This window comes from Paracoccus sp. PAR01 (assembly GCF_014851995.1).
Taxonomy (GTDB): Bacteria; Pseudomonadota; Alphaproteobacteria; order Rhodobacterales; family Rhodobacteraceae; genus Paracoccus; species Paracoccus litorisediminis.
On sequence record NZ_JACVAW010000008.1, the window covers coordinates 73216 to 99251 of the forward strand.

A 26036-nucleotide genomic window follows, 5' to 3' on the forward strand; every position below is an offset into this window, starting at 1 on the left:
ATGGCCGCCAGCATCGAACATTATCAGTTGCCGCTGCCCAGGATCGAGGGCGGCGTCCGGCTGCTGATCGTGGTCGCGCCCTATTACCGCCAGATTGCGGATGAGCTTGTCGCCGGCGCCAAGGCTGTCGCCGCGTCGGTCGGGGCTGCCGTCGATCTGGTCGAGGTTCCCGGCGCGCTGGAAATCCCGACTGCAATCGGGCTGGCGGCGTCGCGCGGTCTTTACGACGGATATGTCGCTCTTGGCTGCATCATCCGCGGCGAGACCACGCATTACGACACGGTCTGCAACGACAGCTCTCGCGGGCTGACGTTGCTGGGCCTGCAGGGCACCTGCATCGGCAATGGCATCCTGACGGTCGAGAATTACGACCAGGCTGCCGTCCGCGCCGAGCATCAGGGCCAGAACAAGGGTGGCGGCGCGGCTGCTGCGGCGCTGCACCTGATCGCGCTGAAGCGCGGCTGGGAAGCCCGCCCGGCCGGACAGGCCGCCGATCTGAACCGAGACGTGATCCGCATTGCGGGCGAACTTGAAGGACCACGCGGCGCATGAGCGGGCAAGGTGGAAACCGGCTGAGCCCGGAAGAGAAAGCAGCCCGTCAGGCCCGCACTGCGGCCGCCCGGCTTTACGCCGTTCAGGCGCTGTTCCAGATGGAAGCTGGCGGCCAATCCGCCGATCGCGTTCTGGCGGAATTCAGCCAATGGCGCATCGGCCGGACGGATGAGGACGCAGACATGGTCTCGGCCGAGGCCGATGAAGACCTTTTCCGCCGTGTCGTCGATGGGGTCGTGAACTGGCAGTCCAAGATCGACCAGATGACCGATCGCGGGTTGGTGGCGAAATGGCCGATCGCCCGCATCGACCCGGTGCTGCGCGCGCTGTTCCGTGCCGCCGGAGCCGAACTGGTTGCGTCGAGCGTGCCGCCTAAGGTCGTCATCACCGAATATGTCCGCATCGCGCAATCCTTCTTCCCCGAAGGCCGCGAGTCGAAATTCGTGAACGCCGTGCTTGACCACATGGCCCGCGAGGCCCGCCCCGAGGCTTTCTGAGCCTCTTGGGAATTTCCCGCAAAGCGACTATCCTTCCTGCCTGATCCGGCAGGAGGGATGCCATGCCAAGGCTGATCCGGCTTTACCTTTCCAGCATGATGCTCGGGGCCGTTCTAGGCGTCATCTTCGCTGTCCTGCTGGTGGCCTTTGACATCGCGGGGCTTCGCCATCTGCTGTTTGCAAGTCCGGCGGGCCTGATCGGTTTCTTCATGCTGATTTTCTTTCACGCCGCGCTGTTTGCAGGCGTGCAGTTCGGCATTTCCGTGATGCTGATGGCTGAAGGTGGGAGGAAACCGCCGTCGGGAAGATTGGTGTTTTCCAACATCTCGCGACCGAAGGTGCTGGTTGAATCAGCGGCAGGCAACAGTGATCGTAAGAAGCTGCTACCGAATAGCCACGGGCATTAAGCGGCCTTCGATCTTGCCCAGCGTTCTGGACTGTGGCCCTATTTCCTACGCGCCTGCTGCTGTAGGCGCAGTCCTTTATCGCACGATATATATGTGTTTTTATGAGGGCTTCGAAATTAGATAAATAATTAAATTTATCTAATTGATAAATAACATTAATTGTGTGCGGAGCTCACTCCTACAGCGGCGGCAGCGCGGCCTGTGCCTTGCGGGACAGGGCCGTGCGGACCAGACGGTAGCTATGGCGGATGCGGTGGGCCAGTTCGTCGGGGGCGGCGTCAAGCGGCAGGGCGACCCAGCTTGCGTGCATATAGGGGGCACGGTCGGCGACGCCGGTCTCGATCAGGAAGGACGCCATCTCGACACTTTCGGTCTTGACGGTGACGTGTGTTCCGACGGTTCCGGTCAGGGCAAAAATCTTGCCCGCGACCTTCCAGCAATCATGGCCTCCGCCCCAGGGATCGGACCATTCGGCCCCCGGCTGTGCGGCGCAGATTTCATTGACCAGTTCGCGGCTCATGGCCTTAGTCTTGCAGCCTCTCTTGGCAGAGGCAAGGCGATGGTTTAAGGCAACGGCATGAAGCTGCACGCCGCCACCATCCGTTGCATCATTACCGGCTGAAAATTCAGGCGGGCGTTCCTTCGTGACCAATGACGCCCGCGCCGGGACAGGTTCGGGATGCCCAATTCGAGGGAAGTCATGGTCGAGATCAGACTGACGAATACCAAGAGCCGCGGAAAAGAGATTTTCTGCCCCATCGATCCGGCGCGCGTGGGGCTGTATATCTGCGGACCCACCGTCTATGACCGGGCGCATCTGGGCAATGCCCGGCCTGTGGTCGTCTTTGACGTGCTGGTGCGGTTGCTGCGCCATGTCTATGGCGCGGATCATGTGACCTATGTGCGCAATTTCACCGATGTCGATGATAAGATCAACGCGACCGCGCTGTCCCGGAAAGAGGCCGGTGCCTCGGGTACGCTTGAGGACCTGATCCGCGAGCGGACCGAGGAAACCATCGGCTGGTATCACGCCGACATGGACGCGCTGGGTGCGGCAAGCCCGGATTTTGAGCCGCGCGCCACCGACTACATCGGCCAGATGATCGAGATGATCGAGGTTCTGATCGCGCGGGGCCATGCCTATGCCGCCGAGGGTCATGTGCTGTTCGACGTGCGCTCCTATCCCGAATATGGGCGGCTGTCGGGGCGTTCGGTCGATGACATGATCGCCGGCGCGCGGGTCGAGGTTGCACCCTTCAAGCGCGATCCGATGGATTTCGTGCTGTGGAAGCCTTCGGATGACGGCCTGCCGGGTTGGGACAGCCCTTGGGGTCGGGGGCGCCCGGGCTGGCATATCGAATGCTCGGCCATGTCCTATGAGCTGCTGGGCGAGAGCTTCGACATCCATGCGGGCGGGATCGATCTGCAATTCCCGCATCATGAGAATGAGATCGCGCAAAGCTGCTGCGCCCATCCGCATGGGCAGTTTGCCAATGTCTGGCTGCATAATGAGATGCTGCAGGTCGAGGGTAAGAAGATGTCCAAGTCCTTGGGCAATTTCTTTACCGTGCGCGACCTGCTGGATCAGGGGATTCCGGGCGAGGTGATCCGATACGTTTTGATGCAGACGCATTATCGTAGTCCGATGGACTGGACGGAGGAAAAAGCCGTCGCGGCGCGGAGTAAGCTCGAAGACTACGTTTGGATGGCCGAAAAATACGCTGATCTTGCCAAGGCAAGGATGATCGGACCTCATGAGGCAGTTGTCGCGGCGCTTGCTGACGATCTCAACACCCATGCTGCACTCATGGCGCTAGATCGGATGGCCAATCAAAGCGACCTCGTGACCGATCTGGTAGCAAACCTCGATTTTCTTGGATTGATCAAACTTGATCAGATGGGAGCCCGTATTGGGGAACTTCGAGAAAAGGTTGCGGGGCTCGCTTCATATGCGGAAAAACTTCAAGCCCTCCGCGATGTCGCAAAGCAGACTAAGGACTTTGCACCAGTCGACAGCTTTAAAGAGATGCTAACCAACGCTGGCGTCGCGGTTCAGATGGGCCGCGAAGGTGTCGAGCTCGCGCCGATGGCCCACTTCGACGCTAACGAACTCAAAGGGCTCTGATGGAACGCCTTTACCTTTACGACACCACACTGCGTGACGGGCAGCAGACGCAAGGCGTGCAGTTCTCGGCCGCCGAGAAGGTCGAGATCGCGCAGATGCTGGACCTGCTGGGCGTCGATCATATCGAGGGCGGCTGGCCGGGCGCGAATCCGACGGATAGCGATTTTTTTGACGCAGCGCCCAAAACCCGCGCCACTATGACCGCATTCGGCATGACCAAGCGGGCGGGACGCTCGGCTGAGAACGACGATGTGCTGGCGGCGGTGCTGAATGCGGGCACGGCCTCGGTCTGTCTGGTCGGCAAGACCCATCCCTTTCATGTCCGCGAGGCGCTGGGAATCGGTCTGGACGAGAACCTTGAGAACATCCGCGCCTCGGTCGCGCATCTGGTGGCGCAGGGGCGCGAGGCGCTGTTCGACGCCGAGCATTTCTTTGACGGCTACGCTGACGATTCCGATTACGCGTTGGAATGCCTGCGCGTGGCGATTGACGCAGGCGCGCGCTGGGTCGTGCTGTGCGACACCAATGGCGGCACGCTGCCGGGGCGCGTGGGCGAAATCACCCGCGCGGTGATCGCGGGCGGCATTCCCGGCGACCGGCTGGGCATTCATTGCCATGACGATACCGGCAATGCGGTTGCCTGCACCCTGGCTGCCGTCGACGCAGGCGCGCGCCAGATTCAGGGCACGCTGAACGGCCTGGGTGAGCGTTGCGGTAACGCCAGCCTGACCACGCTGATCCCGACGCTGCTGCTGAAGGAGCCCTATCGCTCGACGCTGCAAACCGGCGTTTCACCCGAGGGACTGGCCGGTCTGACCCGGATCTCGCGCCGGTTGGATGAGATCCTGAACCGCGTGCCGCTGCGCGCCGCGCCCTATGTCGGGGCCTCGGCATTCGCGCATAAGGCGGGGCTGCATGCCAGCGCGATCCTGAAAAATCCCGCGACCTATGAGCATGTTGAACCCGCGATCATCGGCAATGAGCGGATCATCCCGATGTCCAATCAGGCCGGGCAGTCGAATCTGCGTGCGCGTCTGGCCGGTGCGGGGATCGAGGTCGGCCGCGACGATCCGGCGCTGGCCCGCATTCTTGATCTGGTAAAGGTGCGCGAGGATCAGGGCTATGCCTATGACGGCGCGCAGGCCAGTTTCGAACTGCTGGCGCGGGCCGAGCTTGGGACGCTTGAACCCTATTTCTCGGTCGAGCGCTATCGCACCACCGTCGAGCGGCGCAAGAACGCGCTGGGGCAGCGGATCTCGGTGTCTGAAGCCGTGGTCGTGGTCCGCATCGGCGATCAGCGCATGTTGTCGGTCAGCGAAAGCATGGATGAAGAGGGGCAGGATCGCGGCCCGGTCAACGCGCTCTGGCGCGCCTTGGGCAAGGATCTGGGGCCGTACCAGACCCATATCGAGGACATGCATCTGGTCGACTTCCGCGTCCGCATCACCGGCGGTGGCACCGATGCCGTCACCCGGGTCATCATCGACAGCGCTGACGGGCAGGGGCATCGCTGGTCCACCGTCGGCGTCTCGCATAACATTGTCGATGCCAGTTTTGAGGCGCTGGTGGACGCGATCCGCTGGAAGCTGATCCGCGACCGGGTGGCTCCGGCATGAGTCTCGATGACTGCGCAGATGCGTTGCGAGAACATGATCCCGACCGGTTCGGCATCTGCCTGATGGTCCCCTCTGCGGCGCGGTCCCGGTTGCTGACGCTTTATGCGTTGAACCTCGAGCTAGCCCGCGCGCCATTGGCCTCGAACGAGCCGTTGATCGCTGAAATGCGCCTGCAATGGTGGATCGAACGGCTTGAGGATATCGGCGAGGGTAAGGCTCAGTCACATGAATTGCTGACGCCGTTGGCCGAGGCGTGGGGCCCGCGCGCGGCAGCCTTGGCCGCGCTGGCCGAAGCTCGCCGTCGCGATTCGGCGCGCGAACCGCATGACGGGCCGGACGCTGTCATGGCTTATGTGCGGGACACGGCGGTGCCGCTGGCCCAATTCGCCGCCGAGGCCCTCGATGGGCCGACGGCGGCGACGCTTGCCATTGCCGCGCAAGCCGAGGGGCTGGGTCTGGTCAACTGGCTGGCCGCCTTGCCCGCGCTTCAGGGATTGGGGCTGGGCCTTTGGGACCCGTCGCCCGAGGCATTGTCGCAGATCGCGACCCATGCGCGGCAAAAACTGACCGAGGCGCGGGCGCAGCGGGGTCACGTGTCGCGTGCCGTGGCACCGATCCTGTTTCCCGGCGCGGGCGTCAAACCCGTCCTTGATGCGGCCCCGAAAGGGATTGAGGCGCTGGCCGTCGTCCAGCCTTCGGAGTTTCGAAAACGACTGGCGCTTGGCGCCTTCGCGCTGACCCATCGCTGGTGGATATGAAAAGGGCGGCCAATTGGCCGCCCTTTCCGCATATTCGCGTGACGATCAGCCGCGCAGGATGCTGCGCCCGGCATATTCGGCCGAAGCGCCCAGCATTTCCTCGATGCGGATCAGCTGGTTGTATTTCGCGAGCCGGTCCGAACGGGCCAGCGAGCCGGTCTTGATCTGGCCGCAATTGGTGGCGACGGCGAGGTCGGCAATGGTGGCGTCTTCGGTCTCGCCCGAACGGTGCGACATCACCGAAGTATAGCCCGCGCGATCGGCCATGCGGACGGCGTCCAGCGTCTCGGTCAGGGTGCCGATCTGGTTGACCTTGACCAGCAGCGAGTTGCCGCAGCCCTGCTCGATGCCCTCGGCCAGGCGCTCGGGGTTGGTCACGAACAGGTCGTCGCCGACCAGTTGCACGCGGTCGCCCAGCGTTTCCGTCAGCAGTTTCCAGCCTTCCCAGTCATCCTCGGCGCAGCCATCCTCGATCGACAGGATCGGGTAGTCGTTGCACAGCGCTTCCAGATAGGCGACGTTTTCGGCCGAGGTCAGGGACAGACCTTCGCCCTTCATCTCGTATTTGCCGTTCTTGAAATACTCGGTCGAGGCGCAGTCCAGCGCCAGCATGATGTCTTCGCCGGGCTTGTAGCCGGCCTTCTCGATGGCCTTCAGGATGAAGTCCAGCGCATCGCGGGCCGAGGAAAGGTTCGGGGCAAAGCCGCCCTCGTCGCCGATCCCGGTCGACAGACCCGCCGCCGACAGTTCCTTTTTCAGCGTGTGGAAAATCTCGGAACCCATACGCACGGCTTCCCGGATGCTCGATGCCGAAATCGGCATGATCATGAATTCCTGGATGTCGATCGGGTTGTCGGCATGCTCGCCGCCATTGATGATGTTCATCATCGGCACCGGCAGGATGCGCGCGCCCGTGCCGCCGACATAGCGGTAAAGCGGCTGGGCGCTGGTCTCGGCTGCGGCCTTGGCCACTGCCAGCGACACGCCGAGGATGGCATTCGCGCCCAGACGCGACTTGTTCGGGGTGCCGTCCAGTTCGATCATCAGGCGGTCGATGCCGATCTGGTCGGTGACATCCTCGCCGATCAGGTTCTCGGCGATCTCGCCGTTCACGGCGGCGACGGCTTCCAGCACGCCCTTGCCCATGTAGCGCGACTTGTCGCCATCGCGCTTCTCGACGGCCTCATGCGCGCCGGTCGAGGCACCCGAGGGCACCGCAGCGCGGCCCATCGTGCCGTCTTCCAGCGTGACATCGACCTCGACGGTCGGGTTGCCGCGGCTGTCCAGGATCTCGCGCGCGAAAATGTCGATGATGGCGGTCATGTTCCGTCCCTCTCGTGACAATGGTTGCAGGCTGTTTAGCGGCCTTCGCAGATGCAGAAAAGCGTCATTCAGCGGGGTTATCGCTCACACGGCCGGAAATCCCCGGCTCGGGTGCGGCGGACCAGGGTTCCAGCACCAGATCGGCCCAGATCGGCAGGTGATCCGAGGCGAGCCGCGCCGTCTCATTGTCCCAGACCCCGGAATCAAGCACTTCGATCCCGCGCGACACTGCGATGCGGTCGTAACGCAGGCGTGGAAAGGGCGCGGGCCAGCTGGGACCGGGGGCCAGCACATGCATCGGTGCCAGCGCCTCCAACCCGCGATTGTCGTGCCATTCGTTGAAATCGCCGGTCAGGATCAGCCGGTCATGGCCGAAACGCCCGGCCTGCGCCACGATCCGGCGCAATTGCGCGCGGCGCGAGGACCGGATCAGCCCCAGATGCACGGCGATCACCGTGACGCCGGGCAGGCGCAACGCCAATGCCCCACGCGGCTCGAATCCGGGCAAGGGCAGGCGGCGGATGGTCGCCTGCTCAGCCAGCTCCGGGCGCATCAGGATGGTCTGGCCATGCCAGCCCAGCGAGCTTTCCCCGGTCGAGACGAAATCGGCCGGAACCAGCCCGGTCGCTTCCTTGATCTGGGCGCGGGGCAGGGCCTCGGGGCGGCGGCCAAGGCGGAAGTCGACCTCTTGCAGGGCGATCACATCGGCCTTGATACCGGCAATGACCTCAAGGTTTCGCTCGGGAGCGTGCGGGCCGGTCATGCCGCGGCATTTATGCAGGTTGTAGCTGGCCAGTCTCAGCCGATCCGTGCGTTGGGGCATGGAACCTTTCTTCTCAGGTGCCGCAGAAGGTGCGCTGGACGACCTCGTCGGGCTGGGGAGGAAGGGCGAGTTTGTCCCATTCCGGGCGATCCGTAAACGGGTCTCGCAAGGCGGCGTCGAGCAGATGGAACGGGCTGTAATCGCCGGAGTCGCGGGCCTGTGCGATGGCTTCCTCGATCCGGTGGTTGCGCGGGATGCGGCGGGGATTGGCCCGTGCCATGACCTGCGCGGCGTCCGGCAGATCTTTCACGCGTGCCTGCCAGTCTACGGACCATTGGTCGAAGGAATCACGGTTCAGGAACTCGTCGCGGGCCTTGCCGTTGGATAGGCCGGCAAAAACGCGGGTGAAGTCGGCCTGTCCCTCGGCCATCAGGCCCAGCAGGCGTTCGATCAGCGCGCGGTCGGTGTCGCGCGGGGATGTGATGCCCAGCTTGGCCGCGAAACGGCGCAGCCATTCGCGCTGGTACAGCGCCGGGAAAGAATGGACGATCCGCGTCGCCTCGGCCACGGCCTCATCGCTGTCGCCCATCAGCGGCACAAGGCAACTGGCCAACTGCGCAAGGTTCCAGACGGCGATATTGGGCTGTTCGTTCCAGGCATAGCGGCCATAAGCGTCAATCGAGGAAAACACCTTGTCCGGCCGATAGCCGTCCATGAAGGCGCAGGGGCCGTAATCGATGGTCTCGCCCGAGACCGACATGTTGTCGGTGTTCATCACGCCATGGATAAAGCCCAGACCCATCCAGCAGGAAATCGTATAGGCCTGCGCTTCGACCACGCGCTGCAGCAGGTCCGCCGCACCCGAGGCGTCGGGGTAATGCCGCGCGATGACATGTTCGGCCAGCAGACGCAGCCGGTCACGGTCGCCGCGTGCGGCGTAGAATTCAAACGTGCCGACCCGGATATGGCTGGACGCCACGCGGGTCAGGACCGCGCCGGGCAGCAGGGTTTCGCGGATGACCTGCTCGCCCGTGGTGACGGCGGCCAAGGCCCGCGTGGTCGGCACGCCAAAGGCGGCCATGAACTCACTGACCAGATATTCGCGCAGAACCGGACCCAGCCAAGCCCGTCCGTCGCCCCGGCGCGAGAAGGGCGTCGGCCCCGAGCCTTTCAGCTGGATGTCGAAACGCGCACCGTCGGGGGCCACGACTTCGCCCAGCAGCACCGCGCGACCATCGCCCAGTTGCGGGGAAAAGCCGCCGAACTGGTGACCGGCATAGGCCTGTGCGATCGGTTCCGCCCCTTCGGGCAGCGCATTCCCGGCCAGCATTTGCAGGCCTTCGGGGCTTTGCAGCCATGCGGGATCAAGGCCCAGACGCGCGGCCAGTGGCAGGTTCAGGGCGACAATCTTGGGGTCGCGCACCGGGGTCGGCGCAGTGCGGGTGAAGAACCCTTGGGGCAGGCGGGCGTAGCTGTTGTCGAAGTGGATCATTGTGACCCTCCTTTCGACCTTATCTAGCCTTCATTGGCGAAATGTTAAGGGCGGCACGGCCACCTTGCGCGTCAATGTGACACAGTTGAGGAAAAGACATTGACCACGACCACGCCCGCCACGATCAGCCCAAGGCCGATGACTGCGGGCAGGTCCAGCCGCTGCCCGAACACCACCAGCCCGATGGTCGAGACCAGCACGATGCCAAGCGCGCTCCAGATCGCATAGGCGATGCCCAAGGGCATGGTGCGCAGCGTCAACGACAGGAAATAGAACGATCCGGCATAGCACAGCCCCATCATCAGCGTCGGCAAAACCTGCGTGAACTGCTGGCTGCGTTGCAGGAACGTGGTGCCGACCACCTCAAGCGCGATCGCGATAACCAGAGTGGCATAGGTGGTCAGGGGCATTTTCAGGCATCTTTCGCAAGGGCGCGGGGATGATAACCTGTCCCTTCGCCGGGGAAAAGCCACGCCGCCCTTGAACCGGACGGGCCAAGGGCGTATCCCACGCTCTGCCCCGTATTTTGCCAAGGATTGCGTTGTGAAGTTCCTCGATCTCGCCAAAGTTTATATCCGCTCGGGTGGCGGAGGCGCGGGATGCGTATCCTTCCGCCGTGAGAAGTTCATCGAATATGGCGGCCCTGACGGCGGCGACGGTGGTCGCGGCGGTAGTGTCTGGGCCGAGGCGGTCGTGGGGTTGAACACCCTGATCGACTTCCGCTTCCAGCAGCATTTCTTTGCCAAGTCCGGCCAGCATGGCATGGGTTCGCAATGTACCGGCGCCTCGGGCGACGATGTCGTGCTGACCGTGCCCGTGGGAACCGAAATCCTCGATGAGGATCAGGAAACGGTGATTGCCGACCTGACCGAACCGGGCCAGCGCGTGCTGCTGGCCAAGGGCGGCAATGGCGGCTTCGGCAACCTGCATTTCAAAAGCGCGACCAACCGCTCGCCGCGCAATGCCAATCCGGGCTTGCCGGGAATCGAGCGCACGCTGTGGCTGCGCCTGAAGCTGATCGCCGATGCGGGCCTGCTGGGCCTGCCCAATGCCGGCAAGTCGACCTTCCTGTCGGCCGTGTCGAATGCGCGGCCCAAGATCGCCGATTATCCCTTTACCACGCTGCACCCGAATCTGGGCGTGGTCGGTATCGACGCGCATGAATTCGTCATGGCCGATATCCCCGGCCTGATCGAAGGCGCATCCGAGGGTCGTGGTCTGGGCGACCAGTTCCTTGGCCATGTCGAACGCTCGCGCGTGCTGCTGCATCTGGTGGACGGAACCGCCGAGGATGTCGCGACCGATGCCCGCACCATCCTGAACGAACTCGCGGCCTATTCGCCCGCACTGGCAGAAAAGCCTCGCGTCACCGCGCTGAACAAGATCGACGCCATCGACCCCGAGGAACTGGCCGAGAAGCGCGCCGCGCTGGAAGCCGAAATCGGCGGCCCGGTTTTCCTGATGTCCGGTGTTTCGCGGGCGGGCGTGCCCGAAGTGCTGCGCGCGCTGTGGACGCAGATCGCGCCGTCGCGCCTTCCCCAGACCGAAGAGGATAACGCACCTTGGCAGCCGTAATCCCCGAATTGGGGCGAGCGCAGCGGCTGGTCGTCAAGATCGGCTCGGCGCTGCTGGTCGATGCGCAGGGTCTGCGTGCGGACTGGCTGCGCGCGCTGTGTGACGACGTGGCTGCCGCGCGGGCGCGGGGCACGGATGTGGTGTTGGTGTCCTCGGGCGCCATCGCACTGGGCCGCAAGGTTCTGGATCTGCCCGCAGGACCCCTGCGGGTGGAACAGTCGCAGGCCGCTGCTGCCGTTGGCCAGATCCGTCTGGCCCGCGCCTATGAGGAAGCACTGGTCCCGAATGGCGTCAAGACCGCGCAGCTGCTGGTGACGCTGGACGACACGACCGATCGCCGTCGCTACCTGAACAGCCGGGCGACGATGCAGACGCTGCTGGGTATGGGCGTCGTCCCCATCGTCAATGAAAACGACACCGTCGCGACGGACGAGATCCGCTTTGGCGACAATGACCGTTTGGCCGCACAGATCGCCGTGACCTGCGGGGCGGATCAGCTGCTGCTGCTTTCGGACGTGGACGGGCTTTATACCGCCAATCCGAAGACCGACCCGACTGCCCGCCACCTGCCGGTGGTCGAACAGATCACCCCCGAAATCGAGGCCATGGGCGGCGATCCCATCTCGGGGCTGAGCAAGGGCGGGATGAAAACCAAGTTGATGGCCGCACGCACCGCCGTCGCCGGTGGCTGCGCCATGGCCATTGCCGAGGGCTCGGTCCTGCACCCGCTGCAGGCGGTCGCCAATGGTGCGCGGGTGACATGGTTCCTGCCGGATACCGACCCCCATGCCGCGCGCAAGCGCTGGATCGCGGCGATGAAGCCCAAGGGCGAGGTCCGCGTCGATGCCGGTGCCGCGGATGCGCTGCGCCACGGCAAATCGCTGCTGCCTGCGGGCGTCACTGAAGTCGCCGGTCGTTTTGGCCGCGGCGACCCGGTCGTGGTGCTGGATATGCAGGGCGGCACGCTGGCCTCAGGCCTGATCCGTTATTCCTCGATCGAAGCCCGCGCCATCGCGGGGCATCGCAGCGACGAGATCGAGTCGATCCTTGGCTATCCGGGCCGCGCCGCCCTGATCCATCGCGACGATATGGTGGTCTGAGCCGCGTATCATGCCAACCGCCGCGACGGCCGCACTGTCGCATGGGTATTTGTGAAACGAAGAAAGCCTCCAGCCTCGCTTCTGGATTTCTTCGTTTCTTAAATACCCAAACATGGCATCGGCCACACGCGGTGCGCTGACGATTTCACTCGATCGGGTGCGGTTTGGTCATGGCATGGCGGACCTGCGACAGCCTGCGGATCTGCGACAGTTGGGTGGCCTGTGCCGAAGGCGGCGGAAGGTTCAGGACGGCGTCGCGCAGGATGGCGATGCCCTCCTCGCTGCGGGCGGGCAGGGATGCCGGTTGGATAGGTTGGCCTATTGTGACGGCAAAGGGTTGCGCGCCCTTGTTCAGCACCTCGTTGAACAGCGTCACGTCCCGCACCGTCGGGTGGATCGCGTCCAGCAGGTAGAACAGCGTCGAGTTGCGCGCCCGAATACGCAGGGGGATGACCGGCACGTCGAATTTCTTGGCGATCATCGCCGCACTGGCCATCCACGGGCGCTCATGCAGGGTAACACCTCGACGTTTGGCCAGCCTACCCGAGGGGAAGATCAGACCGATGCGGCCGCGCGCCAGCGCCTCGCGGGTGTAATCCATCGTGGCACGGGTCTTGGCGTGGCTGCGCTTTTCAGTGCGCCATTCCACCGGGGCGATCAGGCTGCTGCATTGCGGCAGGACCCGCATGATGTCGTGATTGGCATAGATGAACAGATCGTCCCGCACCGCCGAGATCACCGTATGCAGCACGATCCCGTCGGCGATCCCGGTCGGATGGTTCGAAACGATCAGTGCCGCCCCGGTGGCGGGCAGGTTTTCCAGCCCCTCAACCGTCAGATCGCGCACGATCAGCTGGGCCATGCGGCGCATGATCTCATCGGCGGGCAGGTCGCGGAACTCGGCGCCCAGTTCGACGGTCTGGGGATAGCGCAGCAGCCACATCAGTACCCGCCGCGCGAGGTTATGGTGCCAACGGCCTGAAAAAAGCCAAGGTGCCCGCTCGTCTATCAGCGGATCAAGGCGTCTTTTCATGTCCTCGCGGGCATCCATAGCGGCAGTATTGCCGTGCCCGCGAGGCGGCTGCAAGACCGCTTGACGCAACCTTAGCCAGCGCCGGCAAGGATACGCGTAACCATCTCGGATGTGTTGCGCGAAAGTCCCGGCATGGCGGCAATGCGTTGCAACGCGACGCGCGCCTTGGCCTGACGGCCCGCATCATAACGCGAGATCGTCTCGAAGGCCGAGCACATGCGTGCCGTGGTCTGCGGGTTGACCGGGTCGAGCTTCATCAGCCAGTCGGCAAGGAAGTCGTAGCCCGAGCCATCCGCCGCATGGAAGCCAGCATGGTTCGAGGTCAACCCCGCGATCAGCGCCCGGAAGCGGTTGGGGTTCTTCCAGTCGAAATCCGACCGCGCGGCCAGTTCACGGGCACGGACGACGGCCTGACCCGCTGCGGCGCGCAGGGGCTGGACCATGAACCACTTGTCCATGACAAGGCGGTTCTGGCGGAACTCGGCCTCAAACCGTGCCAGAGCATCCTTGTCTCGGCCTGCAGCGATCAGTTGCTCCAGTGCGCCCTGACGTTCGGTCATGTTAGTGGCACTGGCAAACAGCGCCTCGGCCCGGTCACCGCCGTCAAGACGGCTGAGATAGGCAAGGCAGGCCAGACGCAGGCTGCGATGGGCCGCGCCTTCCGCATCGGGCACATAGGGGCCCTTGGACTCCATCGCGTCATACAGCCGGGCCAGCGCCGTCTGATGGGCGGTGGCAAGCTCAAGCATCAGCGCGGTGCGGGCCCGGTGGATCGCGTCCGGGTCAGGGGTCACGCCCGCTGCTGCCATGGTGGTGGCGATTTCCTCCTCACCCGGCAGGACAAGGCAAAGCGCGGCAAAGGCCGGATCGGATTCCGCATCGTCCAGAAGCCCGGCGATGGCGCGGATGAACTCGGCCCCGCCTTCCTGCCCCTGCGCGCGGGCGATCAGCCCATCCAGCGCAAGGTCATGACCCGCCTGCCAGCGGGCGCAGGCGTCGGTGTCATGGGCCAGCAGCAAGGCCTGCTCATCCGCCGTCATCTCGCGTGCGACGGTGACGGGGGCCGAGAAGCCGCGCAGCAGCGACACGACCGGACGCGCGCCCAAGCCGTCAAAGGTGAAGCTTTGCGCGGTTTCGGTCATCTCCAGCACGGTGGTCGGCAGGACCTCGTCACCATTGGGGCCGATCAGGCCAAGGGCGATGGGAATGACACGGGCGGGCTTGTCGGGCTGGCCGGGGGTAGGGGCGGTGTGCTGGCGGAAGTTCAGGACCAGCTTGCCATCGGACCATTCCTCGGTCAGCGACAGACGAGGGGTGCCCGCATCCGTATACCAGCGCTTGAACTGCGTCAGATCGCGGCCCGTCGCGTCCTGGAAGACAGCGATCCAATCCTCGATCGTGCAGGCCTGCCCGTCATGGCGGTCGAAATACAGGTCCAGCGCCTTGCGGTAACCTTCATCGCCAACCAGCCGCTTGAGCATGCCGATGACCTCGGCGCCCTTTTCATAAACGGTGGCGGTGTAGAAGTTGTTGATTTCTTGATAGTGGTCGGGGCGCGGGGGATGGGCCAGCGGACCCGCGTCCTCGCGGAATTGCCGCGCGCGCAGGGTCTGCACGTCATGGATACGCTTGACCGAGGCCGAGCGCATGTCGCTGGTAAAATGCTGGTCGCGGAAGACCGTCAGCCCTTCCTTGAGGCACAGCTGGAACCAGTCGCGGCAGGTGATGCGGTTGCCGGTCCAGTTGTGGAAATATTCGTGGCCGATGACGCCCTCGATTCGCTCGTAATCGCCATCGGTCGCGGTTTCTGCGGTGGCAAGGACCAGCTTCGAGTTGAAGATGTTCAGGCCCTTGTTCTCCATCGCGCCCATGTTGAAGTCATCGACGGCGACGATGTTGAACACATCGAGGTCATATTCGCGGCCGTAGGCTTCCTCATCCCATTTCATCGAACGGATAAGGCTCTCCATCGCATAGCCCGCGCGCGGCTCGTCGCCCGGACGCACCCAGACGTTCAGCGCGACGTCACGTCCCGACATGGTGGTGAAGCGGTCCGAGATGGCGCGCAGATCGCCTGCGACCAGCGCGAACAGATAGGCGGGCTTGGGCCATGGATCGTGCCAGACGGATTGACCCGGCTGGCTGCTGACCGGGTTGCCATTCGACAGCAGCACCGGCTGATCGGAATGCACGGTCACGCGGAAGGGGGCCATGACATCGGGGCGGTCGGGATACCAGGTGATGTGGCGGAAGCCCTCGGCCTCGCATTGGGTGCAGAACATGCCGCCGGAAAGGTAGAGACCCTCAAGGGCGGTATTCGCCTCGGGGTCGATCTGAACCTCGGCCTCAAGGGTGAAGCTGTCGGGAAGCTGTGCGGCGGGGATGATCAGCTTTCCATCCGTCTGCGGGATCAGCGAGGGCGAAACAGCTTGGCCATCGATGCTTAGCGAAAGGGTCTTCAGACCCGCGCCGTCAAGGACCAGATCCTCGGGCGCAAGGCGGCGGAAGTCGATCTGCGAGCGCACGATCGTGGCCCTTGGGTCCAGCCGGAACTCCAGCCGGGTCTCGAGGATCTCATAGGGATAGGGACGCCAATCAGAGAGATATTGCGTGTCGGTCATGACATGGACCTTCAAAAAACTTGGCAAGTCGCGGGAACTCGCGCGGAAACCCGATTGTTAATCGCAGGATATCCGGGTCGCAACCCACCGGGCCGATTGCCATGCGGCGCAATCCCGGGCGAGACCCCTTCGAAACTTGTCCCGAGGAGAGCCAAGATGGCCAATTACGATCCGAATGATCCGAACAGGAATGATCCGGTCGATCCCGCCTACCGGGATCCGGCCAACCAGACCTATGTGGAGCCTGTGGAACGTCGCGCCTCGCCCCTGCCGTTGATCATCGGCATCCTGCTTGCATTGGCGATCGCCTATTTCGTCGTGCAATATTTCATGAACGGAAATGAGGTCACGACCGGGACCGAGCCTGCCGCCGTGACCACCACCGCCCCGGCAGAGACCTCGACCGCTCCGGCGACGACGACGGAACCCGAGGCGGCGGCAGATGCCGCCAATACGGCTGCAGATGCGGCGACCAATGCCGCCGATGCGGCAGGTGAGGCGGCCACTGACGCAGCCACCGCAGCCAAAAGCGCGGCCGACGCCGCAGGGGCTGCCGTGAACGATGCGGCAACCGACGCGGCCAATGCCGCCACGGATGCGGCCAATGCGGCGGGTGAAGCGGCCTCGGATGCCGTGAACGCTGCCGAGGATGCGGCCAAGGATGCTGCGACCGCAGCCGGAGAGGCGATGAAGGATGCCGGTCAGGCTGTCGAGGATGCCGTGACCGTTGAACCGGCAACGCCTCCGGCGACGACGACCACGCCTCCGGCCAACTGATCCGGTTTAAGGCAAAAGGACCGCCGTGCGGGTATTCCGCCGGCGGTTTCTCTATTTCTTGGGGAATATCCTTCAATACGCGCTTAATACTGGGCGCGGTTGCACGGTTGCGGGGTTTGGCATGCCACCGTATACCGAAATCACTCATGCTGTTGGAATTAGGAAGGAATCGCGATGGCGCGTGTCGAAAAGGCTGGTTTGCGGGTGGACGAGACCCTGGCCGCATTCATCAATGAGCGCGCATTGCCGGGAAGCGGTGTCGAGCCGCGCCGTTTCTGGGAAGGCCTTTCGGCCCTGCTGCATGATTTCGGTCCCCGCAACCGGGCGCTGCTGGACCGTCGGGACGAACTGCAATCCTCGATCGACGCATGGCACCTTTCGCGCAAGGGTCAGCCCGTCGATGCAGGTGCCTACCGCGATTTCCTGACCGAGATCGGCTATCTGGTTCCCGAAGGCGATGACTTCCAGATCGAGACCTCTGCGACCGATCCCGAATTCGCCAGTGTCGCCGGTCCGCAGCTGGTCGTGCCGATCACCAACGCCCGCTACGCGCTGAACGCCGCCAATGCCCGCTGGGGTAGCCTTTACGATGCGCTTTACGGCACCGATGCGCTGGGCGACATGCCGCAAGGCAAGGGCTATGATGCCGGGCGTGGCGCGCGCGTGATCGCATGGGGTCGCGATTTCCTTGACCGTTCCGTGCCGCTGGCCGCTGGCTCGTGGAGCGATGTTGCCGCGCTGAGCGTCACCGATGGTGTCCTGTCCCCGGCGCTGGGCGATGCTGCGGGTTTTGCGGGCTATCTGGGTGATACCGCGACGCCTTCGGATATCTTCCTGAAGCATCACGGGCTGCTGATCCGCATCGTCATCGACTCCTCGACCCCGGTCGGCGGGCAGGACAAGGCCGGGATTTCGGACATCGTGCTGGAATCGGCGCTGTCCGCGATCATGGATTGCGAGGATTCGGTCGCCTGTGTCGATGGCGAGGACAAGGCGCTGGCCTATTCCAACTGGCTGGGCCTGATGGACGGCACCCTGTCGGAGCAGGTCGAGAAGGGCGGCAAGACCTTTACCCGCCGACTGAACCCCGACGTCAGCTTCACCGCGCCCGATGGTTCGACCGTCACCCATAAGGGCCGCGCGCTGATGCTGGTGCGCAATGTCGGCCACCTGATGACCACCCCCGCCGTCCTTGACCGTGAGGGCAACGAGGTCTTCGAGGGTCTGCTGGACGCCATGGTCACCGCGCTTTGCGGTATGCGCGATCTGAAGCGCGATGGTGCGGGCAACTCGGTCACCGGTTCGATCTATGTCGTGAAGCCCAAGATGCACGGCCCCGAAGAAGTCGCCTTCGCCAGTGAGATCTTCGACCGTGTCGAACAGGTGCTGGGCCTGCCGCGCCACACCGTCAAGCTGGGCATCATGGACGAAGAGCGCCGCACCAGCGCCAACCTCAAGGAATGCATCCGCGCCGCGAAACACCGGGTGGCCTTCATCAATACCGGCTTCCTGGACCGCACCGGCGATGAGTTCCACACCTCGATCGAGGCCGGCGCGATGCTGGCCAAGGGCGAGATGAAATCCCAGCCATGGATCGCCGCCTATGAGGATCGCAACGTCGATATCGGTCTGGCCTGTGGTCTGGCCGGCAAGGCCCAGATCGGCAAGGGCATGTGGGCGATGCCCGACCTGATGGCCGACATGCTGACGCAAAAAATCGCCCATCCGATGGCCGGCGCGAATACCGCTTGGGTGCCCAGCCCCACCGCTGCCACTCTGCATGCAACCCACTACCATCAGGTCGATGTCCATGCCCGTCAGGCCGAGATCGCCGAGCTGAAGCGCCCGGCGCGGCTGGATGAGTTGCTGACCATCCCGCTGGCCGGGGGCCGCAACTACAGCGACGCCGAAGTCACGCGCGAGTTGGAAAACAACTGTCAGGGTATCCTTGGCTATGTCGTGCGTTGGGTCGATCAGGGCGTCGGCTGCTCGAAGGTGCCGGATATCAACGATGTCGGCCTGATGGAGGACCGGGCAACGCTGCGCATCTCGGCGCAGTCGCTGGCCAACTGGTTGCATCACGGCATCGTCTCGGAAGCGCAGGTGATGGACGCGATGCGCAAGATGGCCGCCGTGGTGGACCGTCAGAACGCCGGTGACGCCGCCTACCGCGCCATGGCGCCGGGCTATGACGGCGTGGCCTTCCAGGCGGCCTGCGATCTGGTCTTCCTCGGCCGCGTGCAGCCCTCGGGCTATACCGAGCCGGTGCTGCATGCCCGTCGTCTGCAGGCCAAGGCCGAGCGCGCGATCTGACGCAGCGAAACATCTGCCTTTGGGCGCCGGAAGCTACGCGAATTTGCGGCAGCTCCGGCGCCTTTTTCGTCGTTTTGCCAGAAAATTCGCAGAAAACGCCAAATTGACCTTACGTCAATATTCGGGATGAGTTCGCCCGTCACGCCCTTGTGAAAGATAATTTCGCGATGCTATCAACTCGCCTGTAACACGCTAACAGGGGAGGTGCCCTCGTGAAGATTGGCGCTTTGAAGGAGAGTTACGAGGGAGAGGCGCGGGTTGCGATCACTCCGGCCTCGGCGGCCCATCTGCGAAAACTGGGTCACGAGGTCTATGTGGAAAGCGGCGCGGGTGTGCGCGCAGGCTTTACCGACGCAGCCTATGCATCGGCGGGTATCACCGTCGAGCCGACCTCCTCGGCACTGGTGAATGACGTTGACGTTGTGGTCAAGGTTCGTCCGCCAAGCGAGGCCGAGATCAAGCAGATGCGCCACGGCCAGACGCTGATCTCGCATTTCTATCCGTCGCAGAATGCCGAACTGCTGGAAACCGCGCGCGAACAGGGCATCACCGCCATCGCCATGGATATGGTCCCGCGGATCTCGCGCGCGCAGAAAATGGACGCGCTGTCCTCGATGGCGAATATCGCGGGCTATCGCGCAGTGATCGAGGCTGCCAATAATTTCGGCCGCTTCTTCACCGGGCAGGTGACGGCGGCGGGCAAGGTGCCCCCGGCCAAGGTGCTGGTGGTGGGCGCGGGTGTCGCCGGTCTGGCGGCCATCGGGGCCGCGACCAGCCTTGGCGCGCAGGTCTATGCCTTTGACGTGCGGCCCGAAGTGGCCGAGCAGATCGAATCCATGGGCGCGTCCTTTGTCTACCTTGATTTCAAGGAGCAGCTTCAGGACGGTGCGGCGACCGGTGGCTATGCCGCCCCCTCCAGCCCGGAATTCCGCGAAAAGCAGCTGGAAAAGTTCCGCGAGCTTGCGCCCGACATGGACATCGTCATCACCACGGCGCTGATCCCCGGCCGCGATGCGCCGAAGCTGTGGACCAAGGACATGGTCGAGGCGATGAAGCCCGGCTCGGTCATCGTCGATCTGGCCGCCGAGCGTGGCGGCAACTGCGACCTGACCGTCCCCGATGAGCGTTTCGTCACCGAGAACGGCGTCGTCATCATCGGCTATACCGATTTCCCCTCTCGCATGGCCGCGCAGTCGTCTGAGCTTTACGGCAACAACATCCGCCACATGCTGGCCGACCTGACGCCCGGCAAGGACGGCCAACTGGTCCAGAACATGGAGGACGACGTCATCCGTGGCGCAACCGTCGCCCATGACGGCGACGTGACCTGGCCCCCGCCGCCGCCCAAGGTGGCCGCGATCGCCGCGCAGAAGCCCAAGGAGAAAGCCAAGGAGCTGACCCCTGCGGAGCGCCGCGAACAGGAAATCGCCGCCTTCAAGGCACAGACCAAGTCGCAGGTGACGCTTCTGGGCGCGGGTGCGGTGCTGATGCTGCTGATCGGCAGCTTTGCTCCGACCAGCTTCCTGTCGCATTTCATCGTCTTCGTGCTGGCCTGCTTCGTCGGCTTCCAGGTGATCTGGAATGTCAGCCACTCGCTGCACACGCCGCTGATGGCGATCACCAACGCGATTTCCTCGATCATCATCGTCGGCGCGCTGCTGCAGATCGGCTCGGGGTCGTGGCTGATCGTGATCCTTGGCGCGGCGTCGGTGCTGATGGCGGGCGTCAACATCTTTGGTGGTTTCCTGGTCACGCGCCGGATGCTTGCCATGTTCCAGAAGTCGTGAGGAGAGGGTGATGGAGTTCGGAATCACCACCGCCGCCTATGTGGTGGCCGCCGTCCTGTTCATCCTGTCCTTGGGCGGGCTTTCGGGACAGGAAAGCGCCAAGCGCGCGGTCTGGTATGGCATCTCGGCCATGGCCCTTGCGGTCGTGGCCACCCTGTTCGGTCCCGGCGCAGGCAACTGGTTCCTGTCGCTGGTCATGCTGGCCATTGGCGGCGGCATCGGCTGGATCGTCGCCAAGCGCGTCCAGATGACGGAAATGCCGCAACTGGTCGCCGCGATGCACAGCCTTGTCGGGCTTGCCGCCGTGCTGATCGGCTTCAACGCGCAATTCGAACTGGGCCGCGTGCTGCGCGCCAAGGCCGCTGACGCGAGCGCCGAGTTCCACGGCTTTGCCGCGGTGCTGGCACACAAGTCCCCGGCCGAGATCGCCATGCTCAAGGTCGAGGTCGCACTGGGGATCTTTATCGGTGCGGTGACTTTCACCGGCTCGATCGTGGCTTTCGGAAAGCTCGCCGGCAAGATCGACGGCAAGCCCAAGAAACTGCCGGGCGGGCATATGCTGAATGCGGGTGCCGCCGCGCTGTCGCTGCTGGCCGTGATCCTTTACTGCACCACCGGCGCGCCGGTGCTGTGGCTGCTGGTCATCACGCTGGCCGCCTTCTTCATCGGCTATCACCTGATCATGGGCATCGGCGGCGCCGACATGCCGGTCGTCGTGTCCATGCTGAACAGCTATTCCGGTTGGGCGGCGGCGGCCATCGGCTTCACGCTGGGCAATGATCTGCTGATCGTGGTCGGCGCGCTGGTCGGCTCGTCCGGTGCGATCCTGTCCTACATCATGTGCAAGGCGATGAACCGCAACTTCGTCAGCGTCATCCTTGGCGGCTTCGGTGGTGAGACCGGCCCGGCGATGGAGATCGAGGGCGAACAGATCGCCATCGACGCCGAGGGCGTGGCTGCGGCCCTGAACGAGGCCGATGAGATCGTCTTCGTTCCGGGCTATGGCATGGCCGTGGCACAGGCGCAGCAATCGGTGTCGGAGCTGACCCGCAAGCTGCGGGCGCGTGGCAAGAATGTCCGCTTTGCCATTCACCCGGTCGCGGGTCGCCTGCCGGGCCACATGAACGTGCTGCTGGCCGAGGCCAAGGTCCCTTACGACATCGTTCTGGAAATGGACGAGATCAACGAGGACTTCCCCAATACCGACGTGGCCATCGTCATCGGCTCGAACGACATCGTGAACCCGGCGGCGCAAGAGGACCCGAACAGCCCCATTGCCGGCATGCCGGTGCTGGAGGTCTGGAAGGCGAAGCAGGTCTTTGTGTCGAAGCGCGGGCAGGGCACCGGCTATTCCGGCATCGAAAATCCGCTGTTCTACAAGGAGAACACCCGGATGTTCTATGGCGACGCCAAGAAATCCATCGACCAGCTGCTGCCGATGATCGACTGAGGCGCAGCGACGAAACGATCAAGGCGGGCCCAGGGGCCCGCCTTTTTTCTTTGCCGCTTGGTCATGGTGGTTCAAAGAGCCCGGAGCATGGATTTGACGACTTCGGCGGGCAGCGCGGGATGCAGCGCAAGTTTGCGCGTGCGCTTTCCACGGCGCGGGATCAGCAGGGCGCAGCGTATCGCCACGGCCTGCGAACGTTCGGCACAACCCATCACAATGGCGCCGGCACGCCATTTTGACTTCGGACCGAAACGCAGGACAGATTCAATGGCCGCAGGCACATAGCCTTCGGTCTCGTCGGAATCAATCAGCGCAGCATGAATGACTGGGGGTAAATACATGGCCTTCAGCACGTGAAAAGTACCGTCAACCATTAACCTGTATGGAAGGAAGCGCCTATCTGACTATTTGAACAGGTGCTTCATTCCCCGCAAACAGGGTTTTTGCGGCCCATTTCTGGGCCGCACCGCAAGATCAGGGCAGGATGCGGATCGGGGTCCCATTGCGGACCATGGCATAGACGTCCTCGACCTCGTCGTCGCGAACAGCGATGCAGCCAGCAGTCCAATCGCGCTGGCGTTGGGACAGGACGCGGCCTTCAGGCCCTTGACCGTGGATGAAGATGTCGCCGCCCGGACGCATGCCGAACGAGGCGGCATTTGCGCTGTCCACCACGTTCGGATAGGACACCCCGACCGAGAGGTGATACTTGCTGTCAGGATTGCGGCGGTCGATGTAATACAGCCCCTCGGGCGTCTTGCCGTCGCCCTCGACCTGCTTGTGGCCGATCGGCTCATTGCCCAGCCCGATATTATAGGCCTTGAGCGCGCGGTTGCCGCTCAGCAGGTACATCTTGCGCTCGCCCTTGAGAACCAGCACCTCGGTCACAGGAGGACCGGAGTAGCGCTTGAACTTGCTTGGACCGCAGGCGGACAGCCCTGCGATCAGCCCGACGACGATCAATCCGGTCAACCAGCGTCTCATCACTGTCCCCTCGGTGGTGTTTTGCGCTATTTTGCCTGCAACCGGCGCGGGCAACAATCAGGTGACGATCACGAAATGCTGAGGCAACCCCACTGACGCGGCGAAATTCGGCCTCCGGCTTTTCTCTATGCGCCGCGAAACGGGCCTGCTAATCATTCGCGCATGAACGACCAAGCCGAACACCCGCTGCGCTATGCCCTTGTCAATGAACTCCATGCCCGGCCCTCGCCGCGGCTTGAGGCCCCTTGCACCGCCGTCTTCGTGGCCTTCAAGGAACCGCGCGATGCTGCCAACCGTGAACGGTCGCGCGATGTCGCGCATCTGGCCGATCTGTGCAGCCGCCACGGCTCGCCCAGCCCGGACCCGCAGGCGGGGCACTATGCCGCGCAACTGGGTCGTCACAAGCTGCGCTGGGAAAGCCACACCGAGTTCGTGACCTACACGGCCTTTGCCCGTGGCCTGCCGCCGCGGCCCTTCGATCCTTCGGTGGGTGAGATATTTCCGTTGGACTGGCAGCGCAACGCGCCGGGTAAACGCGTGGCGGCGGTCATCGTCCATGTCGACGTCCTGCCCGAGGACCCGAATGAGATCAAACCGCGCCTGAAAGAATGGTTCGCGGCCGAAAGTCTTGCCTCGGTCTGGGTGCTGGACGAATCCGCTGCCGTGGCCGGCGACTTCCGCATCGATCCGGCGGGCTGGATGCGTTTTGCCGTATTTGTCCGTCCCGGCACCGCTTCGGGTCGGGTCGGGCGGATCATCCAGCGCCTGCTGGATCTGGAAACCTACCGCGCCATGTCGATGCTGGGTCTGGGCCGCGCCCGCATCCTGAGCGAGCAAATGAACGGGCTGGAAGTGCAGCTGAGCGACATCCTGCAAGGCATGGCCGACGATACCCGCCCGTCCGAGGCGGTCCTGCATGACCTGTTGTCGGTTTCGACCCGACTGGAAAGCGCTGCGACCCAGCACAGTTTCCGCTTTGGCGCGACCGCCGCCTATGAGGCCATCGTGATGGAGCGCGTCGCCGCCCTGCGCGAGACCCGCTTCATGGGCGGGCAGATGCTGACCGAGTTCATGCAGCGCCGCTATGCCCCGGCGATGCGGACGGTGAAATCCACCGAGAAACGGCTGGCCACCCTACTGGACCGGGCCGAGCGCGCCGGTGAACTGCTGCGCACCCGCGTCGATGTCTGGCGCGGTGCCCAGAACCAGGAAATCATGCAGCGCATGGACCGCCGCGCCGATTTGCAGCTGCGCTTGCAGCACACGGTCGAGGGGCTGTCGGTCGTCGCGATCAGCTATTACGCGGTCGGGTTGCTGGGCTATGCGCTGTATCCCTTGGCCCATGCCGTGCATCTGGATAAATCCGTGCTGATCGCTGCGCTGACGCCGCTGGTGGTGCTGGCGGTGTGGTTCGGGATGCACCGGATCAGGGCGCGGCTGCATGATGACCACTGAACGGGCCGTGGCTTTACCCTTGTCGCCTTCCGGGCGATAAGGCGCGGCTAAAACCCCAGGAGCCTTTCCTTGAAACTTGCCCTTTCCCTGCTGGCCATTCTGGCCCTTTCCGCCTGCAACGTTCCTCTGGTGCCGCTGATCTGATGACCAAGAACCTGACCATGTACGGGCTGGCCCATTGCTCGACCTGCCAGAAAGCCCAGTCCGAGCTTGAAGCAGCGGGTTGGACCGTCGACTTTCGCGACGTAAAGACCGCGCCCTTGTCCACCGAGGACTGGCAGCAGATGATCCCCGCCTTTGGCGAAAAGATCGTCAACCGCGCCAGCCTGACATGGCGTGGCATGTCCGAGGACGAACGCGCCGCCACGCCGCTGGAGATGCTGCTGGCCAAACCTTCGCTGATGAAGCGTCCGGCAATCGTGCAGGGCGATCTGCGTCTGCTGGGCTGGACTGCGAATGTGAAACGCGCGCTGGGGGTGGCGGCCTAAAGGGCCGTGCCTTCAGGCGATGTAGCGGTCGCGGCGGTGGTTCATCGCGATCACAAGGTTCAGCACCACCGCACCCAAGAACGACCAGCCGACCGTCTGCCAGTCGCGCAGCAGCAGCGCGCAGCCGAACAGGCAGGCGTCAAAGATCATCTGCGTCCATCCGGCGCGGAAACCGGTTCGGTCCTGAATATACAGCCCCACAATCCCGATCCCGCCCAGTGAGGACCCGTGCCGGAACAGCGCCAGGAGCGCCGATCCGGTCAAGCATCCCAGCAGCACCGCCGCCACGCCGGGATGGACATGGCCGAATTGCATCTGGGCGGGCAAGAACTGCGCCATGACCGAAAGCAGCGCCACGGCGACAAAGCTTTTCAGGGTGAAGGTCAGGCCGAAGCGCTTGTAGCCCAGCCAGTAGAAGGGCAGGTTCACCGCAAAGAAGACCGGGCCAAAGCCCCAGCCTGTCGCATAGGAAATCAGGATCGCCAGACCAGCCGTCTGGCCGGTGACGAAGCCCATATGGGTCATCAGGATGACGCCGACCGCTGCCACGAAGCTGCCATAGGCCAGCCCCTGCGCATCGTCGATCAGGCTGTGTCGGAGGGTATTCTCGGTCATGGCGCTGCTCTGACCCGAGTGGCGGGAATGCGCAAGATCCCTTGGCGGAATTTCCTGTACTCGCGGACAAAACGCACTTTTCTGACCAAAGAGACAGCCCCTTTGCCGAAGAATGCTCCGCTGGGCGGATTGCGCTTCGTGGTATTTAACCTGCAGTCCATCCACTGGGGTCTCAGCCATGAAATGCGGAATTTCCGTTCTAGCCCTTGCCCTAATGCCCACCGCCCTACTTGCCGCACCCAGCGTTGAGCGCGGCGAATATCTGGTCCAGGGTCCAGCCGGTTGCGGCAACTGCCATACGCCGA

At 63.8% G+C, this 26036-nt stretch carries 24 protein-coding genes; 14 read left to right on the forward strand and 10 right to left on the reverse strand.

From position 1 onward, the window contains the following. The 3 genes from IB235_RS13800 (at position 1) to IB235_RS13810 (ending at position 1456) form a co-directional block, all read left to right on the forward strand. On the forward strand, positions 1-552 hold the full coding sequence (locus tag IB235_RS13800; protein WP_155039886.1) for a 6,7-dimethyl-8-ribityllumazine synthase: 552 nt from the start codon (positions 1-3) through the stop codon (positions 550-552). Beyond that, positions 549-1049: a transcription antitermination factor NusB gene (gene nusB, locus IB235_RS13805; protein ID WP_155039885.1), complete on the forward strand. Its 501-nt coding sequence runs from the start codon at positions 549-551 to the stop codon at positions 1047-1049. Before IB235_RS13800 ends, nusB begins: the two co-directional genes overlap by 4 nt. A 62-nt stretch (positions 1050-1111) precedes the next feature. Next, positions 1112-1456: a hypothetical protein gene (locus tag IB235_RS13810; protein ID WP_192337214.1), complete on the forward strand. Its 345-nt coding sequence runs from the start codon at positions 1112-1114 to the stop codon at positions 1454-1456. Positions 1457-1634: 178 nt separating this feature from the next. Here IB235_RS13810 and IB235_RS13815 read toward each other — a convergent pair whose 3' ends face one another. After that, positions 1635-1976 carry an MmcQ/YjbR family DNA-binding protein gene (locus tag IB235_RS13815; RefSeq protein WP_192337215.1) on the reverse strand — a complete coding sequence of 114 codons (342 nt, stop codon included), beginning with the start codon at positions 1974-1976 and terminating at the stop codon, positions 1635-1637. A gap of 180 nt (positions 1977-2156) precedes the next feature. On the opposite strand from IB235_RS13815, the gene cysS reads away from it, so the two are divergent. Genes cysS through IB235_RS13830 form a run of 3 tightly spaced genes read left to right on the forward strand, consistent with a single transcriptional unit; the run spans position 2157 to position 5955 of the window. Beyond that, positions 2157-3581: a cysteine--tRNA ligase gene (gene cysS / locus IB235_RS13820; RefSeq protein ID WP_192337216.1), complete on the forward strand. Its 1425-nt coding sequence runs from the start codon at positions 2157-2159 to the stop codon at positions 3579-3581. Beyond that, positions 3581-5197 carry a citramalate synthase gene (gene cimA / locus IB235_RS13825; RefSeq protein WP_192337217.1) on the forward strand — a complete coding sequence of 539 codons (1617 nt, stop codon included), beginning with the start codon at positions 3581-3583 and terminating at the stop codon, positions 5195-5197. The genes cysS and cimA overlap by 1 nt, the downstream gene beginning before the upstream one ends. Beyond that, complete coding sequence (locus IB235_RS13830) at positions 5194-5955, forward strand: squalene/phytoene synthase family protein (protein ID WP_192337218.1); 762 nt, start codon at positions 5194-5196, stop codon at positions 5953-5955. The genes cimA and IB235_RS13830 overlap by 4 nt, the downstream gene beginning before the upstream one ends. Positions 5956-6000: 45 nt before the next feature. Here IB235_RS13830 and eno read toward each other — a convergent pair whose 3' ends face one another. The 4 genes from eno to IB235_RS13850 all read right to left on the reverse strand — a co-directional run bounded on the left by eno (position 6001) and on the right by IB235_RS13850 (position 9943). Then, positions 6001-7278, reverse strand: coding sequence for a phosphopyruvate hydratase (gene eno / locus IB235_RS13835; RefSeq protein ID WP_192337219.1), 1278 nt, complete (start codon positions 7276-7278; stop codon positions 6001-6003). A gap of 64 nt (positions 7279-7342) precedes the next feature. After that, the gene (locus IB235_RS13840) at positions 7343-8101 is read right to left on the reverse strand and encodes an endonuclease/exonuclease/phosphatase family protein (protein WP_155039878.1); all 759 of its coding nucleotides are present in this window, start codon (positions 8099-8101) and stop codon (positions 7343-7345) included. Between the two features lie 13 nt (positions 8102-8114). Next, positions 8115-9533, reverse strand: coding sequence for a YdiU family protein (locus tag IB235_RS13845; RefSeq protein ID WP_192337220.1), 1419 nt, complete (start codon positions 9531-9533; stop codon positions 8115-8117). Positions 9534-9604: 71 nt separating this feature from the next. Then, positions 9605-9943, reverse strand: coding sequence for a multidrug efflux SMR transporter (locus tag IB235_RS13850; protein WP_155039876.1), 339 nt, complete (start codon positions 9941-9943; stop codon positions 9605-9607). Between the two features lie 133 nt (positions 9944-10076). Between IB235_RS13850 and obgE the strand changes: the two genes are divergently transcribed. After that, positions 10077-11108, forward strand: coding sequence for a GTPase ObgE (gene obgE, locus IB235_RS13855; protein ID WP_192337221.1), 1032 nt, complete (start codon positions 10077-10079; stop codon positions 11106-11108). Beyond that, positions 11096-12208, forward strand: coding sequence for a glutamate 5-kinase (proB, locus tag IB235_RS13860; RefSeq protein WP_192337222.1), 1113 nt, complete (start codon positions 11096-11098; stop codon positions 12206-12208). The genes obgE and proB overlap by 13 nt, the downstream gene beginning before the upstream one ends. A 145-nt stretch (positions 12209-12353) precedes the next feature. Here proB and IB235_RS13865 read toward each other — a convergent pair whose 3' ends face one another. Continuing rightward, positions 12354-13241 (reverse strand): 1-acyl-sn-glycerol-3-phosphate acyltransferase, encoded by an 888-nt coding sequence (locus tag IB235_RS13865; RefSeq protein WP_225612318.1) that lies wholly within the window; start codon positions 13239-13241, stop codon positions 12354-12356. 71 nt (positions 13242-13312) lie between these two features. Then, a complete protein-coding gene (gene pepN, locus IB235_RS13870) occupies positions 13313-15862 on the reverse strand; it encodes an aminopeptidase N (protein WP_192337224.1) in 2550 nt (849 codons plus the stop codon). Positions 15863-16018: 156 nt separating this feature from the next. Here pepN and IB235_RS13875 point away from each other — a divergent pair, with 156 nt between their 5' ends. The 4 genes from IB235_RS13875 (at position 16019) to IB235_RS13890 (ending at position 22189) form a co-directional block, all read left to right on the forward strand. Beyond that, on the forward strand, positions 16019-16639 hold the full coding sequence (locus tag IB235_RS13875) for a hypothetical protein (protein ID WP_155039871.1): 621 nt from the start codon (positions 16019-16021) through the stop codon (positions 16637-16639). Positions 16640-16813: 174 nt separating this feature from the next. Further along, complete coding sequence (locus IB235_RS13880) at positions 16814-18952, forward strand: malate synthase G (RefSeq protein WP_192337225.1); 2139 nt, start codon at positions 16814-16816, stop codon at positions 18950-18952. A gap of 212 nt (positions 18953-19164) precedes the next feature. Further along, complete coding sequence (locus IB235_RS13885) at positions 19165-20739, forward strand: Re/Si-specific NAD(P)(+) transhydrogenase subunit alpha (protein WP_192337226.1); 1575 nt, start codon at positions 19165-19167, stop codon at positions 20737-20739. A gap of 10 nt (positions 20740-20749) precedes the next feature. Beyond that, the gene (locus tag IB235_RS13890) at positions 20750-22189 is read left to right on the forward strand and encodes an NAD(P)(+) transhydrogenase (Re/Si-specific) subunit beta (protein WP_155039868.1); all 1440 of its coding nucleotides are present in this window, start codon (positions 20750-20752) and stop codon (positions 22187-22189) included. A 71-nt stretch (positions 22190-22260) separates the two neighbouring features. On the opposite strand, the gene IB235_RS13895 is transcribed toward IB235_RS13890, so the two are convergent. Both IB235_RS13895 and IB235_RS13900 read right to left on the reverse strand, forming a co-directional pair. Beyond that, entirely contained in the window at positions 22261-22563 is a 303-nt protein-coding gene (locus IB235_RS13895; protein ID WP_225612319.1) for a hypothetical protein, read from the reverse strand. Positions 22564-22663: 100 nt separating this feature from the next. Next, positions 22664-23173 carry a murein L,D-transpeptidase family protein gene (locus IB235_RS13900; protein WP_155039867.1) on the reverse strand — a complete coding sequence of 170 codons (510 nt, stop codon included), beginning with the start codon at positions 23171-23173 and terminating at the stop codon, positions 22664-22666. A 162-nt stretch (positions 23174-23335) separates the two neighbouring features. On the opposite strand from IB235_RS13900, the gene IB235_RS13905 reads away from it, so the two are divergent. Continuing rightward, positions 23336-24628 carry a DUF3422 family protein gene (locus IB235_RS13905; RefSeq protein ID WP_155039866.1) on the forward strand — a complete coding sequence of 431 codons (1293 nt, stop codon included), beginning with the start codon at positions 23336-23338 and terminating at the stop codon, positions 24626-24628. Positions 24629-24771: 143 nt separating this feature from the next. Further along, positions 24772-25116 (forward strand): arsenate reductase family protein, encoded by a 345-nt coding sequence (locus IB235_RS13910; protein WP_225612320.1) that lies wholly within the window; start codon positions 24772-24774, stop codon positions 25114-25116. Between the two features lie 12 nt (positions 25117-25128). Here the strand turns inward: IB235_RS13910 and IB235_RS13915 are convergent, their stop codons facing one another. After that, positions 25129-25731: a YitT family protein gene (locus IB235_RS13915; RefSeq protein ID WP_155039999.1), complete on the reverse strand. Its 603-nt coding sequence runs from the start codon at positions 25729-25731 to the stop codon at positions 25129-25131. Between the last annotated feature and the right edge of the window lie 305 nt (positions 25732-26036).

Excerpts from the sequence above, each read along its gene's own strand:
- IB235_RS13840 (WP_155039878.1), bottom strand. The coding sequence starts at position 8,101 with ATGCCCCAACGCACGGATCGGCTGAGACTGGCCAGCTACAACCTGCAT.
- eno (WP_192337219.1), bottom strand. The coding sequence starts at position 7,278 with ATGACCGCCATCATCGACATTTTCGCGCGCGAGATCCTGGACAGCCGC.
- IB235_RS13905 (WP_155039866.1), top strand. The coding sequence starts at position 23,336 with ATGAACGACCAAGCCGAACACCCGCTGCGCTATGCCCTTGTCAATGAA.
- IB235_RS13810 (WP_192337214.1), top strand. The coding sequence starts at position 1,112 with ATGCCAAGGCTGATCCGGCTTTACCTTTCCAGCATGATGCTCGGGGCC.
- IB235_RS13890 (WP_155039868.1), top strand. The coding sequence starts at position 20,750 with ATGGAGTTCGGAATCACCACCGCCGCCTATGTGGTGGCCGCCGTCCTG.
- IB235_RS13895 (WP_225612319.1), bottom strand. The coding sequence starts at position 22,563 with ATGGTTGACGGTACTTTTCACGTGCTGAAGGCCATGTATTTACCCCCA.
- nusB (WP_155039885.1), top strand. The coding sequence starts at position 549 with ATGAGCGGGCAAGGTGGAAACCGGCTGAGCCCGGAAGAGAAAGCAGCC.
- cysS (WP_192337216.1), top strand. The coding sequence starts at position 2,157 with ATGGTCGAGATCAGACTGACGAATACCAAGAGCCGCGGAAAAGAGATT.
- IB235_RS13815 (WP_192337215.1), bottom strand. The coding sequence starts at position 1,976 with ATGAGCCGCGAACTGGTCAATGAAATCTGCGCCGCACAGCCGGGGGCC.
- IB235_RS13910 (WP_225612320.1), top strand. The coding sequence starts at position 24,772 with ATGACCAAGAACCTGACCATGTACGGGCTGGCCCATTGCTCGACCTGC.
- IB235_RS13875 (WP_155039871.1), top strand. The coding sequence starts at position 16,019 with ATGGCCAATTACGATCCGAATGATCCGAACAGGAATGATCCGGTCGAT.
- IB235_RS13800 (WP_155039886.1), top strand. The coding sequence starts at position 1 with ATGGCCGCCAGCATCGAACATTATCAGTTGCCGCTGCCCAGGATCGAG.
- IB235_RS13880 (WP_192337225.1), top strand. The coding sequence starts at position 16,814 with ATGGCGCGTGTCGAAAAGGCTGGTTTGCGGGTGGACGAGACCCTGGCC.
- IB235_RS13915 (WP_155039999.1), bottom strand. The coding sequence starts at position 25,731 with ATGACCGAGAATACCCTCCGACACAGCCTGATCGACGATGCGCAGGGG.
- cimA (WP_192337217.1), top strand. The coding sequence starts at position 3,581 with ATGGAACGCCTTTACCTTTACGACACCACACTGCGTGACGGGCAGCAG.
- IB235_RS13900 (WP_155039867.1), bottom strand. The coding sequence starts at position 23,173 with ATGAGACGCTGGTTGACCGGATTGATCGTCGTCGGGCTGATCGCAGGG.
- IB235_RS13865 (WP_225612318.1), bottom strand. The coding sequence starts at position 13,241 with ATGAAAAGACGCCTTGATCCGCTGATAGACGAGCGGGCACCTTGGCTT.
- IB235_RS13845 (WP_192337220.1), bottom strand. The coding sequence starts at position 9,533 with ATGATCCACTTCGACAACAGCTACGCCCGCCTGCCCCAAGGGTTCTTC.
- pepN (WP_192337224.1), bottom strand. The coding sequence starts at position 15,862 with ATGACCGACACGCAATATCTCTCTGATTGGCGTCCCTATCCCTATGAG.
- IB235_RS13830 (WP_192337218.1), top strand. The coding sequence starts at position 5,194 with ATGAGTCTCGATGACTGCGCAGATGCGTTGCGAGAACATGATCCCGAC.
- IB235_RS13850 (WP_155039876.1), bottom strand. The coding sequence starts at position 9,943 with ATGCCCCTGACCACCTATGCCACTCTGGTTATCGCGATCGCGCTTGAG.